The sequence below is a fragment of the Tabrizicola sp. genome, from assembly GCF_031377265.1.
In the GTDB taxonomy this organism is placed as follows: Bacteria; Pseudomonadota; Alphaproteobacteria; order Rhodobacterales; family Rhodobacteraceae; genus JAUYQR01.
Genome location: NZ_JANMET010000272.1, coordinates 1 through 13,392 on the forward strand (window position 1 = coordinate 1; position 13,392 = coordinate 13,392).

13 protein-coding genes, 1 tRNA gene and 2 pseudogenes are annotated in these 13,392 nt (G+C 62.6%); 12 read left to right on the forward strand and 4 right to left on the reverse strand.

Going from position 1 to position 13,392, the window contains the following annotated elements; all coding sequences use genetic code 11:
• A pseudogene (locus tag RMO18_RS15350) lies at nucleotides 1-519 on the forward strand (hypothetical protein); the annotation flags it as partial.
• Here the strand turns inward: RMO18_RS15350 and RMO18_RS15355 are convergent.
• From RMO18_RS15355 to RMO18_RS15365, 3 genes are read right to left on the reverse strand one after another with little or no spacing between them, the layout of a single operon-like run.
• A complete protein-coding gene (locus RMO18_RS15355) occupies nucleotides 488-1,375 on the reverse strand; it encodes an NAD(P)-dependent oxidoreductase (protein WP_309667067.1) in 888 nt (295 codons plus the stop codon). The pseudogene RMO18_RS15350 and the gene RMO18_RS15355 overlap by 32 nt on opposite strands.
• Entirely contained in the window at nucleotides 1,372-1,869 is a 498-nt protein-coding gene (locus RMO18_RS15360) for a gluconokinase (RefSeq protein WP_309667068.1), read from the reverse strand. Before RMO18_RS15360 ends, RMO18_RS15355 begins: the two co-directional genes overlap by 4 nt.
• Nucleotides 1,866-2,621 carry an SDR family oxidoreductase gene (locus RMO18_RS15365; RefSeq protein ID WP_309667069.1) on the reverse strand — a complete coding sequence of 252 codons (756 nt, stop codon included), beginning with the start codon at nucleotides 2,619-2,621 and terminating at the stop codon, nucleotides 1,866-1,868. The genes RMO18_RS15360 and RMO18_RS15365 overlap by 4 nt, the downstream gene beginning before the upstream one ends.
• Before the next feature lie 94 nt (nucleotides 2,622-2,715).
• Between RMO18_RS15365 and RMO18_RS15370 the strand changes: the two genes are divergently transcribed.
• Genes RMO18_RS15370 through gndA form a run of 4 tightly spaced genes read left to right on the forward strand, consistent with a single transcriptional unit; the run spans nucleotide 2,716 to nucleotide 6,996 of the window.
• Nucleotides 2,716-3,663, forward strand: coding sequence for a 2-hydroxyacid dehydrogenase (locus RMO18_RS15370; RefSeq protein WP_309667071.1), 948 nt, complete (start codon nucleotides 2,716-2,718; stop codon nucleotides 3,661-3,663).
• The gene (locus RMO18_RS15375) at nucleotides 3,663-4,688 is read left to right on the forward strand and encodes an L-idonate 5-dehydrogenase (protein WP_309667073.1); all 1,026 of its coding nucleotides are present in this window, start codon (nucleotides 3,663-3,665) and stop codon (nucleotides 4,686-4,688) included. Before RMO18_RS15370 ends, RMO18_RS15375 begins: the two co-directional genes overlap by 1 nt.
• A 23-nt stretch (nucleotides 4,689-4,711) precedes the next feature.
• On the forward strand, nucleotides 4,712-5,599 hold the full coding sequence (locus RMO18_RS15380) for an SMP-30/gluconolactonase/LRE family protein (RefSeq protein WP_309667074.1): 888 nt from the start codon (nucleotides 4,712-4,714) through the stop codon (nucleotides 5,597-5,599).
• Nucleotides 5,590-6,996, forward strand: coding sequence for an NADP-dependent phosphogluconate dehydrogenase (gene gndA, locus RMO18_RS15385; protein WP_309667075.1), 1,407 nt, complete (start codon nucleotides 5,590-5,592; stop codon nucleotides 6,994-6,996). Before RMO18_RS15380 ends, gndA begins: the two co-directional genes overlap by 10 nt.
• Before the next feature lie 71 nt (nucleotides 6,997-7,067).
• On the opposite strand, the gene RMO18_RS15390 is transcribed toward gndA, so the two are convergent.
• Nucleotides 7,068-7,152: transfer RNA gene (locus RMO18_RS15390), tRNA-Leu, on the reverse strand.
• Between the two features lie 185 nt (nucleotides 7,153-7,337).
• Here RMO18_RS15390 and RMO18_RS15395 point away from each other — a divergent pair.
• The 7 genes and pseudogenes from RMO18_RS15395 to RMO18_RS15425 form a co-directional block, all read left to right on the forward strand.
• Entirely contained in the window at nucleotides 7,338-8,324 is a 987-nt protein-coding gene (locus RMO18_RS15395; protein WP_309667077.1) for a complex I NDUFA9 subunit family protein, read from the forward strand.
• A 3-nt stretch (nucleotides 8,325-8,327) separates the two neighbouring features.
• Nucleotides 8,328-9,128: an undecaprenyl-diphosphate phosphatase gene (locus RMO18_RS15400; RefSeq protein WP_309667078.1), complete on the forward strand. Its 801-nt coding sequence runs from the start codon at nucleotides 8,328-8,330 to the stop codon at nucleotides 9,126-9,128.
• Between the two features lie 160 nt (nucleotides 9,129-9,288).
• Complete coding sequence (locus tag RMO18_RS15405) at nucleotides 9,289-10,725, forward strand: NAD(P)-dependent oxidoreductase (RefSeq protein WP_309667079.1); 1,437 nt, start codon at nucleotides 9,289-9,291, stop codon at nucleotides 10,723-10,725.
• 96 nt (nucleotides 10,726-10,821) lie between these two features.
• Entirely contained in the window at nucleotides 10,822-11,544 is a 723-nt protein-coding gene (locus RMO18_RS15410) for a hypothetical protein (protein ID WP_309667080.1), read from the forward strand.
• Nucleotides 11,541-12,269: a hypothetical protein gene (locus RMO18_RS15415; protein ID WP_309667081.1), complete on the forward strand. Its 729-nt coding sequence runs from the start codon at nucleotides 11,541-11,543 to the stop codon at nucleotides 12,267-12,269. Before RMO18_RS15410 ends, RMO18_RS15415 begins: the two co-directional genes overlap by 4 nt.
• Nucleotides 12,266-12,703 (forward strand): GFA family protein, encoded by a 438-nt coding sequence (locus RMO18_RS15420; RefSeq protein WP_309667082.1) that lies wholly within the window; start codon nucleotides 12,266-12,268, stop codon nucleotides 12,701-12,703. The genes RMO18_RS15415 and RMO18_RS15420 overlap by 4 nt, the downstream gene beginning before the upstream one ends.
• A pseudogene (locus RMO18_RS15425) lies at nucleotides 12,700-13,347 on the forward strand (glutamate synthase large subunit); the annotation flags it as partial. The gene RMO18_RS15420 and the pseudogene RMO18_RS15425, both read left to right, overlap by 4 nt.
• Between the last annotated feature and the right edge of the window lie 45 nt (nucleotides 13,348-13,392).

Sequence of the window (13,392 nt, forward strand, 5' to 3'; positions counted from 1 at the left end):
GCGGCCCTCTCTGCGGCGAACGAGGCGTGGCGGCTTGACCCGCAAGGCTGGCAAAAGGCGCAGATGCTCGGCACTTTGCGTCAGGCGCAGGGCGATCTTGCTGGTGCAGAATCGGCTTATCGCGCTGCTGCAAGCCTTGCACCGGACAGGCCGGTAGCGGTGGAGCGGTTGACCCGCATGTTGATTGACCGGGGCGCGGTGGCCAAAGCCCTGACCTATGCTGAACAGGCAGCACTTGCTGCGCCCACGGTAGCGCGTCTTTGGACCAATGCCGGCGAAGCGGCGCTGGCAGCGGGGCACACAGCTTGGGCTGTGGCGCTGGGCCAGATCGGCCTGTCAGTTGGCATCAACCTGCCAGCGATCCATCAAAAGATGGCCCGGTTTCATCGGGCGAACGGCAATCCTGTGGGCGAAGCGTTTCGTGCGCTGAGCGCGCAGCGCCTGAAGGATGCCGCGATCAGGCGTCAGGCAGCCGAGGTGGTTGGGGTCACTGTCCCACGCTCATCCGCGGGCCTTTGAAGTATTCCATCAACGCGGCCTGATCTTCGCCGCCAAGGCCTGCCGCTGTCAGCATTCGGTGGATTTCGGCACAGACGGCTGTCAGGGGCATGGCGGTGTGCGACTGGCGTGCCAGATCCTGCGCGCTGTCGAGGTCTTTCACCATGTTGTCGATGCGGCCGGTGCGTCGATAATCGCGCGTGGCAAAGCGAGGCATGTATTCCTGCAAGATCGCGCTGTCCGCGCGCCCGCCCTTCAGCGCCTTTGGGATTGACAGGGCATCCACTCCGGCAGCTTCGGCAAGGGCGGTGGCTTCGGCAACGGCAAGAAAGGTCAGCCCGCACAGCACCTGGTTGATAAGCTTCGTCGTCTGCCCGGTGCCCACCTGCCCCATGTGCGTCTGATTGGCGGCAACGTTCGCCAGAATGGCCTGTGCTTCGGCCACATCAACGGCGTCACCGCCCTGCATCAGGGTCAGCTGCCCCAAAGCCGCTTTCGGAATGCCGCCGGACAGCGGGCTGTCAACCCAACGCAGCCCCTTGGCCACCGCCTCTGTGGCAAGGGCGCGGGTGGTCTCGGGGTCGATCGAAGACATGTCGATGATCAGCGTGCCGGGTGCGGCCCCTTCAGCCACGCCTGCAGGCCCAAACACAGCGGCCCGCACGATCCGGGCTGCATTCAGGCTCAGGATCACCGCGTCTGCGTTGCGTGCGGCGTCGGCTGCGGTTGCGGCGGCCCTGGCGCCCAGGCTGACGAGGGCGGCAACCTTTTCGGGGTCAAGGTCAAACACGGTCAAGTCAGTGCCGGTGAGCGCAAGGCGCGACCCTATCGCCCCACCCATGGCGCCCGCCCCGATCAAAGCCACCGACGTCTTCATTCTGTCTGTCCTTTCAGCGCGGCCAAAATAGTCTCTGTTATAGCGGAAATCGGGGGTTCAATATCCACGCTAAGCCCTTCGCTGGCGGTTGGTGGTTCCAGTGCGGCGAACTGACTGTCGAGCAGAGAGAGCGGCATGAAATGCCCGGGTCGGTGCTGCATGCGTGCGGCAATGAGCGCGCGGCTGCCGGACAGATGGACAAAGGTCACCGGCCCCCCTGCGCCTTCGCGGATGTGGTCGCGGTAAACGCGTTTCAGGGCCGAACAGCCGATGATCATCGGAGCGTGGTCCTCAAGCTCCGCTGCGACGGCCGCAAGCCATGGCCAACGGTCTGCATCGGTCAGCGCAATGCCTGCGCGCATCTTTTCGACATTGCTTGGTGAATGGAGATCGTCACCGTCGCGGTAGGGTATGCCCAAACGGGCGGACAGCGCCGCACCCACCGTGGATTTGCCGCAGCCTGCGACGCCCATGATCACGATCCGCAGGGTCATAGCGACGCCGTGATGCCGCCGTCGACGTAAAGGATGTGGCCGTTGACGAAGGTCGATGCCTCGGACGCAAGGAAGATGCAGGCGCCCACCAGCTCGTCCACCTTGCCCCAACGGCCTGCCGGGGTGCGCTTTTCCAGCCAGGCTGAAAACGCCGGATCGGCAACCAGTGCGGCGTTGAGCGGCGTGTCGAAATAGCCGGGGGCAATGGCGTTGCAGTTCAGCCCGTGCCGTGCCCAATCGGTTGCCATGCCTTTAGTCAGGTTGCCAACCGCGCCCTTGGTGGCGGTGTACGGCGCAATTCCGGGCCGGGCGAGTGCGGTTTGCACACTGGCGATGTTGATGATCTTGCCGCGCCCCCGCCCGATCATGTGGCGGGCGACTGCTTGGCCAACGTGAAACACCGAAGCGATGTTGGTTTGCAGCAGCCGCTCGAACGCGTCGGCCGGAAAATCCTCCAGCGGGCCGCGATATTGCATGCCTGCGTTGTTCACCAGAATGTCGATCGGGCCGATGGTGGCTTCAAACCCGTCTATAGCGGTGCGCACGGCAGCATGGTCGGTGGCATCAAACAGCAGCGTCCTTGCCCCCGGAATCTTCTCCGCAGCAGTGGCAAGTTTGGCCGCATCCCGGCCGTTAAACACGACCTCGGCTCCGGCTTCAGCCATGCCGACAGCAAGCGCCAGGCCGATGCCTTGCGAAGAACCTGTCACCAGCGCGCGCCGACCCGTCAGATCAAAGAGGTTCCGTCCCAAACGCGTTTCCCTTCGGATTAACTCTCGACAGAGCGCCATTGCTCCGTTTATGTTATCGATAACAAAACCTGTCAAGTGGCGAGGCGCGAGCATAATGACAAAGCCTGAAATCCTTCAAGTCGGTCCCTATCCGGAATGGGACCAAACCCCGCTGGACGCCAGCTTTACCATGCATCGCTACTTTGAGGCCGAGGACAAGGCCGCCTTTCTGGCCCATGTTGGCCCGGCAGTTCGCGGCATAGCCACGCGCGGCGAATTGGGGGCGAATGCCGCAATGATCGCCGCCTGCCCGCAGTTGCAGGTGATCAGCGTTTACGGCGTTGGCTACGACGCGGTTGATCTGGAGGCGTGTCGCGCGCGCGGAATTCGGGTGACGAATACCCCCGATGTGCTGACCAATGACGTGGCAGATCTGGGCGTGGCGATGATGCTGGTGCAGTCACGTGGCATGATCGGCGCGGAAACCTGGGTGCGCGACGGGTCATGGCAAGCCAAGGGGTTGTACCCGCTGAAACGCAAGGTATGGGGTCGGACGGCGGGGGTGCTCGGGTTAGGCCGCATCGGATTCGAGGTGGCAAAGCGCTTGCAAGGCTTTGACATGGATATCGCCTATTCCGACATCGCCGCGAAAGACTATGCCCCGAACTGGGCTTTCATTGCCGACCCTGTTGCGCTGGCGGCGCGGTCGGATTTCCTGTTCGTCACCCTGGCCGCTTCGGCAGCGACGCGGCATATCGTCGGCAAGTCGGTGATCGCTGCACTGGGACCGGAAGGCATGCTGATCAACATCAGCCGCGCCTCCAACATCGATGAGGCGGCCCTGCTGGAGGCCCTGGAAACCGGCGCGCTCGGCTCTGCGGCGCTGGATGTGTTCGAGGGTGAACCGAAGCTGAATCCAAGGTTCCTTGCGTTGCCCAACGTGCTGCTGCAGCCGCATCACGCCAGTGGCACCATTGAAACCCGCAAAGCGATGGGGCGTCTGGTGCGCGACAATCTTACCGCCCATTTCGCAGGTCGCCCGTTGCCAACGCCGGTGCTTTGATGCGGGCGATTGTCATCCACGCCGCAAAGGACTTGCGAATTGAACAGCGCCCGGAAGAGGTGCCAGGCCCCGGTCAGGTGCGCTTGCGCCTGGCCACCGGCGGGGTTTGCGGGTCTGATCTGCACTACTACAACCACGGTGGTTTTGGCGCAGTGCGGCTGAAGGAGCCGATGATCCTTGGCCACGAGGTGTCTGCTTATGTCGAAGACCCTGGGACCTCCGGCCTCACTCATGGGCAGCTTGTCGCGGTGTCACCTAGCCGGCCTTGCAGCACATGCAAATTCTGCCTTGAGGGACTGCCAAATCAGTGTCTCAACATGCGGTTTTACGGCTCTGCAATGCCGTATCCGCATATCCAGGGGGCGTTCCGCGAAGTGCTGATCGCAGACGCCGCCCAATGCGTTGACGCCACCGGCCTGACGCCCGGCGAAGCAGCGATGGCAGAACCCCTCGCCGTGACACTGCACGCCACTTCCCGGGCTGGGCAGATGCTGGGAAAGCGCGTCCTCGTCACCGGCTGCGGGCCTATCGGCACCCTCGCGATCCTTGCTGCCTGCCGTGCTGGCGCGGCTGAGATTGTGGCGACGGACCTGTCCGATTTCACCCTGTCGCTTGCCCGCAAGGTCGGCGCCGACCGCACCATCAACATGGCCACCACCCCAGACGCAATGGCCGCCTATGCCAGCGACAAGGGCCATTTCGACGTGCTCTACGAATGCTCCGGTGCCGCACCCGCGCTGGCTGCCGGGATCGCCGCCCTTCGGCCACGCGGCATCATCCTGCAACTTGGCCTGGGCGGCGACATGACCCTGCCGATGATGGCGATCACCGCAAAGGAGCTTGATCTGCGCGGCTCCTTCCGGTTCCACGCCGAGTTTGCAACCGGCGTCGCCCTCATGCAGAACCGGCTGATTGATGTCACCCCGCTGATCACTCACACGATCCCGCTTGACCGGGCCGAGGACGCGTTTCAGCTTGCCTCTGACCGCTCACGTGCCATGAAGGCCCAGATCGTCTTTGCCTGATCACCTTCGCTTAAGGACGCACCATGTTCTACGAAGCCCACGATTCCCGCTTTCAGCGTTTCGTCATGTTCAATGCGCCGGTCAAGAAACTTGCCACCGGTTTTGACTGGGCCGAGGGGCCGGTCTGGTTTGGTGATGCCGGCTGCCTGCTATTCTCCGACATCCCGAACAACCGGATCATGCGCTGGTCGCCCGACGGCCTGACCACCTTCCGCCAGCCGTCTGACTATGCCAACGGCCACACCCGCGACCTGCATGGGCGCCTGATCTCGTGCCAGCACGGCAGCCGATCGGTCACGCGTACCGAACATGATGGATCGATCACCACCATCGCCGACAGCTACCATGGTAAGCGCCTGAATTCGCCCAATGATGTGATCGTGAAATCCGATGGTTCGATCTGGTTCACCGATCCGCATTACGGCATCATGACGAATTACGAAGGGTTCAAAGCCGACGAAGAACTGCCCCGCCACGTCTATCGCATCGACCCGGATGGCAGCATCGACGCGGTGATCACCGATATGAATTGCCCCAACGGCCTTGCCTTTTCCCCCGACGAAAGCCTGCTCTACGTCGCCGATACCGGGCGGATGTATTCCGATGACCCGCAACACATCCGCGTCTTCGACATGGCCTCTGGTCGGCCAAAGAACAGCCGCATCTTCCACACCATTAGCCCCGGTTGCGCCGATGGCATCCGCTGCGATAGCGATGGCAACCTCTGGTCCTCGGCCGGCGACGGGGTGCATTGCATCGCCCCCGACGGCACGCTTCTGGGCCGCATCCTGATCCCGGAAATCGTTTCGAACATCTGCTTTGGCGGGCGGGCCAAGCATCAATTGTTCATCACCGCGACCACCTCGCTCTACTCCGTCATCCTCAACCGCAAGGGCGCCCAATGGCCGTGACCGCAGACATCGGCCTGATCGGCCTTGGCACCATGGGCTCCGCTCTCGCCCTCAACATCGCCGAAAACGCCGCCCCCATCGCGGTCTGGAACCGCACCACGGCCAGAACGCACGCCTTCCACGCCGAAGCCGCAGACCTCGCCCCCCGCATCACCCCATGTGACACGCTGGAGGCCCTCGTCGCCGCAATCCGCCCACCGCGCGCGATCATCCTGATGGTCCCGGCAGGGCAGGCGGTTGACGACCAGCTTGCCGCGCTGACGCCCTACCTTGCCGCTGACGATCTGGTGATCGACGCCGGCAACGCCAATTTCCACGACACCAACCGCCGCGCCAGGGCCGGTCTGTCGTTCCATTTTCTTGGCATGGGTGTGTCTGGCGGTGAGGAAGGCGCGCGCCACGGCCCCGCCATCATGGGTGGCGGTGAAAAGGCTGATTGGGACCGCGTCGCCCCGATTCTGACCGCCATTGCGGCCAAACATGAAACTGAGGCTTGCGCCGATTGGATGGGTCCGGAAGGAGCAGGGCATTTCGTGAAGGCCGTGCACAACGGTATCGAATACGCCGACATGCAGATGATCGCTGAGGTTTACGGCATGATGCGCGACGGTTTCGGCCTGCCCGCCCCCGCCATCGGCACGACGTTCGAGCGTTGGAACAATGGTGTCCTGCAAAGCTATCTGATCGAGATTTCGGCTGCGGTCGCCGCCGCGACTGACCCCCTTACCGGGGCCGCGATGCTGGATGTGATCCTCGACAAGGCCGGCCAGAAAGGCACCGGCCGCTGGACCGCGATCGAGGCGCAGCACCTCGCCGCCCCGATCCCGGTGATCGAGGCTGCGGTGGCCGCCCGCAACGTCTCGGCCCGACTTGACGAACGCAAGGCGGGTGAGGCCGTCTATGGCCCCGCCCCCGAACGCCTGCCCGCCGGCATGCTGAGCGAGGCAGACCTTGAGGCGGCGCTGACGGCGGGCAAGATCCTTTGCTACGCTCAGGGTTTCACCATGACTGCGGCTGCTGGCCCGGCATTTGGCTGGAACCTGCAACTGCCCGCCATCGCCCGCGTATGGCGCGCGGGCTGCATCATCCGCTCGGCAATGCTGGACGACATGGCGCAAGCCTTGACCGAAGATCCCGCCCGCAACCTGATGCTTGCGCCGCTTTTCACCGCGCATCTGAAACGCTCGTTGCCCGCACTGCGCCGCGTTGTCTCAGCCGCGGCACTGCATGGCCACGCGATGCCCGCTCTGTCGGCCGGTCTTGCCTGGTTCGACGCGATGCGCACCGCCTGCGGCACCGCGAACATGATCCAGGCCCAGCGCGACTTTTTCGGCGCGCATGGCTTTGAACGGCTGGATGGCGCAGACCGTCCGCATGGCCCTTGGGCGATGGCCTAACGCTGGTCTTAAGGCGGCTGAAAAATGAAAAACCCCCGCAACAGAAACTGTTGCGGGGGTTTTTCGGTAAATGGTGCCCAGGAGAGGACTCGAACCTCCACGTCTTGCAACACTGGTACCTGAAACCAGCGCGTCTACCAATTCCGCCACCTGGGCAAGTGTCGTGGTGGCGATCTAAAGGGGCCGAAAGCCGGTGTCAACCGGGCGAGGCCAATTTTCCTAGCCTCCGCGTTCTGTGGCAGGTTGCGCCGATGTGCGTCACCTTTTGCGACTTGTTCCGATAGGCCCGCGCCGTTATTCAGGCTGGCAAGTCGACAGCGCACAAAAAGGGGCTCGAGCAGATGAGCAAGCTTGTCACCATATTTGGCGGATCGGGTTTTGTTGGCCGCTACATTGCCCGGCGCATGGCCAAAGAGGGCTGGCGTGTGCGCGTTGCGGTGCGCCACCCGAACGACGCGCTGTTCGTGCGCCCCTACGGCACGGTCGGCCAGGTAGAGCCGATGGCCTGCAACATCCGCGATGATGCCAGCGTGCGTGGGTTGTTGCGGGGTGCCGATGCGGTGGTGAATTGCGTTGGCATCCTGAACCGGTCGGGTCGAAATACGTTTGACGCGGTGCAAGCCGAAGGTGCCGGACGCATCGCCCGAATTGCCACCGAAGAACGGGTTGGTACGCTGGTGCAAGTTTCGGCCATTGGGGCAGACGCCGGGTCAGACAGCGCCTATGCACGCACCAAAGGCGAAGGCGAGGCGGCTGTGCTCGCGGCGTTTCCGACTGCCGTGATTCTGCGCCCGTCGATCGTGTTCGGCACCGAAGACGGCTTTTTCAACCGATTTGCCGCGATGAGCCGACTGGGGCCTATCCTGCCAGTGGTGGGTGCCGAGACGCGGTTTCAGCCGGTCTATGTGGATGATGTGGCCGCTGCGGCGGTAAAGGGCATCCTTGGGCAGGCGGCCCCCGGCGTTTATGAGCTGGGTGGGCCTGATGTCGATACGTTCCGTGGGCTGATGCGGCGGATGCTTCTCGTGATCCATCGCCGCCGAATGGTAGTGAACGTGCCGTTCTTCCTGGCGCGCGCGATGGGGTTTGGCTTTGACATGCTGCAGGCCGTGACGCTGGGCCTGATTGAAAACAGGATGATCACGCGGGATCAGGCGAAGAACCTTGCGCGCGACAACGTCGTGGCTTTCGGTGCGAAGGGCTTTGCGGAACTTGGCATCACGCCCACGGCGATGGCTGCGGTGCTGCCGGAATATCTGTGGCGCTATCGTCCGTCGGGACAGTATGCGGCGATCAAGGACTCGGCCAAGAACCTCAAGAAGTCCTAAGTCTTGGACAACACCATTACAGCAGCATTTCTGGGCCTTGTTGAAGGGCTTACTGAGTTTATTCCGGTCTCATCCACCGGCCATCTGTTGTTGGCGGGGCATTTCCTGGGCTTTGAAAGCAAAGGGAAAACCTTTGAGGTCGTGATCCAGCTTGGTGCGGTGCTGGCGATCCTTTCGGTCTATGCGGCGCGGCTTTGGCAGGTGTTCTCGACCCTTGGCAGCGATCCCGCATCCCGCCGTGCGCTGGTGTCGGTTCTGCTGGCGTTTCTTCCGGCGGCTGTGATCGGGGTGTTGGCGCATGATTTCATCAAGACAGTCCTGTTCGAGACGCCGATGCTGATTGCGGTGATGCTTATTCTGGGCGGGGTGGTACTGCTGTTCGTCGAACGCCTGGCCCCGGTGCCGGTGCACGACGATGCGATGGCCCTGCCGTTTCGCAAGGCGCTGATCATTGGGGCGGTGCAGTGTCTGGCGATGGTTCCAGGTGTCAGCCGGTCTGGTGCTACCATCGTCGGCGCGCTGATGCTGGGCGTTAGCAAGCGCGCGGCGGCCGAGTTTTCGTTCTTTCTGTCAATGCCGACGATGGCCGGCGCTTTTGCCTATGACTTGTATGCCAACCGCGATGTGTTGGATTTCTCTGCGCTGAGCGACATCGCGGTGGGTTTCGTAGTGGCGTTCGTTACAGCGGCGTTGGTGGTCAGATGGGTGCTGTCATACCTCACCCGCCATGGCTTTGCCCTGTTCGGCTGGTGGCGAATCATCGTCGGGTCGATCGCCTTGGGCCTCCTTTTGGCTGGGTTTTGACGATATATGTAATTAGTACTTACCTATTTTGGGAAAAATGAGACAGAAAAACTGTCCTACCCAAGAAAAAACCTTAATTTAGGTCAACACTCCTTACTTTTATTCGAAACAGATCGGCGCTAACAAGGCGGTCCCGGTGCGGGATATGGGAGGCGCAGCCTTGGCAACGCAGAAAATGCTGAAATTCGTGACTTTGGGCAAGGAAATGCCCGAGAAGCGTGCTGCCAGCATGCGCGCGCAGGATTTCGACGAGATTTACCGCGAGTATGCTGCCGACAAGGCCGCCGAACAGGCCGGGCGCTGCAGCCAGTGCGGCGTGCCCTACTGTCAGTCGCATTGCCCGCTGCACAACAACATCCCCGACTGGCTGAAGCTGACCGCCGAGGGCCGGCTGGAAGAGGCCTATGAGCTGAGCCAGGCCACCAACACCTTCCCCGAGATCTGCGGCCGCATCTGCCCGCAGGACCGGCTGTGCGAAGGCAATTGTGTGATCGAACACTCGGGCCACGGGACCGTGACCATTGGGTCGGTCGAAAAGTACCTGACCGACAAGGCCTGGGAGATGGGCTGGGTAAAGCCTATCCGCCCACAAGCGGAACGGCCTGAAAGCGTGGCGATCATCGGCGCGGGCCCCGGGGGCCTTGCGGCTGCCGACGTGCTGCGCCGTAAGGGCGTGCAGGTAACAGTCTATGACCGCTATGACCGTGCGGGCGGGTTGATGACCTACGGCATTCCGGGATTCAAACTGGAAAAACCCGTTGTAATGCAACGGATTGAGCAGCTGGAACTGGGCGGCGTCAACTTTGTGCTGAACTGCGCCGTCGGGGTCGATCTGAGCTTTGATGCGATCCGTGGCCAGCATGATGCGGTGCTGATCGCCACCGGCGTCTACAAATCGCGCGACATCGAGGCGCCGGGCGTGGGTGCGGCGGGCGTGGTCAAGGCGCTGGACTATCTGACTGCAAGCAACCGCCAGAGCTTTGGCGATGAGGTTGCGGACTTTGACAGTGGTGAGCTGAATGCCAGCGGCAAGCGTGTGGTGGTCATCGGTGGTGGTGACACGGCGATGGACTGTGTGCGCACGGCGGTGCGGCAGGGGGCGCTGAGCGTGAAGTGCCTGTACCGCCGTGACCGGGCCAACATGCCGGGCAGCCAGCGCGAAGTGGCGAATGCTGAAGAGGAAGGCGTTGAATTCGTGTGGCTTTCCGCGCCGAAGGGCTTTACCGGCGGCGTCGAAGTTGACGGGGTGATGGTGCAGAAGATGCGCCTTGGCGCGCCGGATGCGACGGGGCGGCAAAGCCCGGAGGTGATTGAAGGGGCCGATTATGTCGAACCCGCCGATCTGGTGATTCAGGCGCTGGGGTTTGAGCCGGAAGACCTTCCAACGCTGTGGAATGTGCCGGAGCTGAAAGTGACCCGCTGGGGCACGATCAAGGCGGATTTCCGCACGCACGAGACGAACCTGCCGGGCGTCTATGCCGCCGGTGATATCGTGCGCGGGGCGTCGCTGGTGGTCTGGGCGATCCGCGATGGCCGCGAGGCGGCGGATGCGATCCTGGGCTATCTGAAACAGCCCGAAGTGATGGCTGCGGAATGATCTTCTTTGCGTCTACCGCGCGTCTTCTTTCCGTCTACACGCGCGGTGTATGCGGGATTTGTTAAACGTCAGCTTGGCTGACCTTGTCTGGAAGGAATGACGGTTGTGAGAGTGACCCTCGCCCTTACCTTGCTGCTCACCCCGGTTCCGGTGCTTGCCGGCACCTGGACCGCGCCCGAGGGCTGTGAGGTGTTCATGACCGTGCAGTCCAAGGGCTGCCGGGTGTCGCAGTATTACCGCTGTGTCGCCGACCCGCATGGCGACCAGTGGCGGGCGGATTTCGATCAGGAGGGCGTCTACTTTCTGTCGCATATCGACGGCGAAGGGCAGTGGGTTGAAAGCTATGATCTGAACCCGACCGTGCGCCAGACGCTGGACCCGAACGCGCAGGACCCGGCCTCGTTTTCGGAATTGATGGCCAGCGGGATGGATACCTTTGCCTTCGGTCTTTCGCGCGAGGATGGCGGGCTGTCTTCGGTGACCGGCTTTGACCGGCTGACCGGGCAGACCGCGGTGATCGACGGCATCACGCTCAGCCAGACCGAGTTCGACTACACCGAGGTGGACCCCATGGGCAACGTCCTGCGCCGGTCGCGCGGGAATGAATATGTGCACCCCGAATGGCGGCTGTTCTTTTCCGGCCCGTCGGAATGGGACCCCGGCGACGGGAATTTCTTGCCGATGGACGGCAGCCCGATGGAGTTCATCTTTCCGGGCGAGCCGGGGTTCCTGAAGACGCAGCCGATCTACGATTGCGATGCGGTGATGAGCAGCCTGCCGGATCAGGGCGAGGCCGTGCTGCCGGTGGTAGCGAAATGACCGCGTGGCGCATCGCTATTGGTGCTGTCGCGGCCACACTGGCCTTGCCAGCCGCGGCTGCGGATTGGGCAGTTCCGCCTGGATGCAGCGGTTTCCTGACGGTGCAGTCGAAGGAGTGCCGGGTCTCGAACCACTATCGCTGCAGCAACGATTCGCCAGACCGCCAGTGGCAAGCCGATTTCGATGTGGATGGGTTGATGCTTTTGACCCAGACCGACGCGGAAGCGAGGCAGTGGCGGATTGTCGATCCGCGCAAAGGAACGGACCTGTCCTTGGACCCGATGTCGTCCGCCATCCCAAAGCTGTCCGACCTCCTCAGATACAACCCGGACACTGCCTTGGAGCAGTGGATGACGGGAGCGGACGGGAAGAAGACTTTCTTCCTCGGCTTCGTGCAAGTGATCGACGAGGCTGTTGTGATCGACGGGATCGCTTTGCAGCGGACGGTGTTCAATATCTCGAAATCAGTCGGCGACACCCGGGTTGTGTCCGGAGAACGTGGGTTTGGATTTGTGCATCCCGAGTGGCGGCTGATGTTCGCAGGCGCGGGAGAACGGTTCGAAGGTGACATGTCAAATTACAAACCACACGACGGATCGCCTGTCGACTTTGTCTTTGCTGACGAGCCGGGGTTCCTTTCGACCCGGCCAATCCATGATTGCGAGATGATGGTATCTTCGGCGGAAATCCTTGGATCGACCAATTCCTTGAGAGACTTGCCATGAGCGACCCCATCGAAGGCCATTGCCTGTGCGGTGCTGTAACGATCCGGGTGGCGGGGGCGCATGATCCGCAGCCGGGGGCATGCCATTGCCGGATGTGCCAGCGCTGGTCAGGCGGGCTGTTCCTCTGCTTCAACGCCGATGCGGCGGGTGTGACGGTGACGGGACCGGTGACTCGCTTTGCCTCGTGCGACTTTGCCGAGCGGGCGTTCTGTGCCGTCTGCGGCAGCCATCTGTGGATGCGGAGCATCGGACCGGACGAGATCGCCTATGAGCTTATGCCAGGCCTCTTCGATGCGGTGCTGAGCGCGCCGTTGCGGTCTGAGGTTTACTCCGACCGGGCGATGGCCTCGGTACAGCTGGCGGGCGCGCACAAGCGCGCGACGCAGGCGGAATATGAACAAAAGCACCCTTTTGTGCAGGGAGATGCGCGATGATCTATGATGACGCCTGGGTTGCCGGGGAAGAGGCAAAACGTGCCTGGCTGGATGCCAACGGGCTTTACCGCGCCGAGGATGAGCATTCGTCCTGCGGCGTGGGGCTGGTTGTTTCGATCAGTGGCAAGCCTTCCCGCAAGGTGGTGGAAAACGGGATCAACGCGCTCAGGGCCGTGTGGCACCGGGGCGCGGTGGATGCAGATGGCAAGACGGGCGATGGCGCGGGGATCCATGTGCAGATCCCGGTCAAGTTCTTCTACGACCAGATCCGTCGCACCGGGCATGAGCCGGATGTGGCAAAGCTGGTGGCGGTGGGGCAGGTGTTCCTGCCGCGCACGGATTTCGGCGCGCAGGAACGCTGCCGGACCATCGTGGAATCCGAAGTGCTGCGGATGGGGCATTACATCTATGGCTGGCGGCATGTGCCGGTGAACACCGAGGTGCTGGGCGACAAGGCCAATGCGACGCGGCCCGAGATCGAGCAGATCCTGATCCGCTGCGACAAGGACATCGACGCCGAGGCGTTCGAGCGCGATCTGTACATCATCCGCCGCCGGATCGAGAAGGCGGCGTTGGCGGCGCATATCCAGGGGATGTATCTGTGCAGCCTGTCCTGCCGCAGCATCATCTACAAGGGGATGATGTAGGCTGAGCAGGTGGCGGTGTTCTACCCCGACTTGATGGATGAA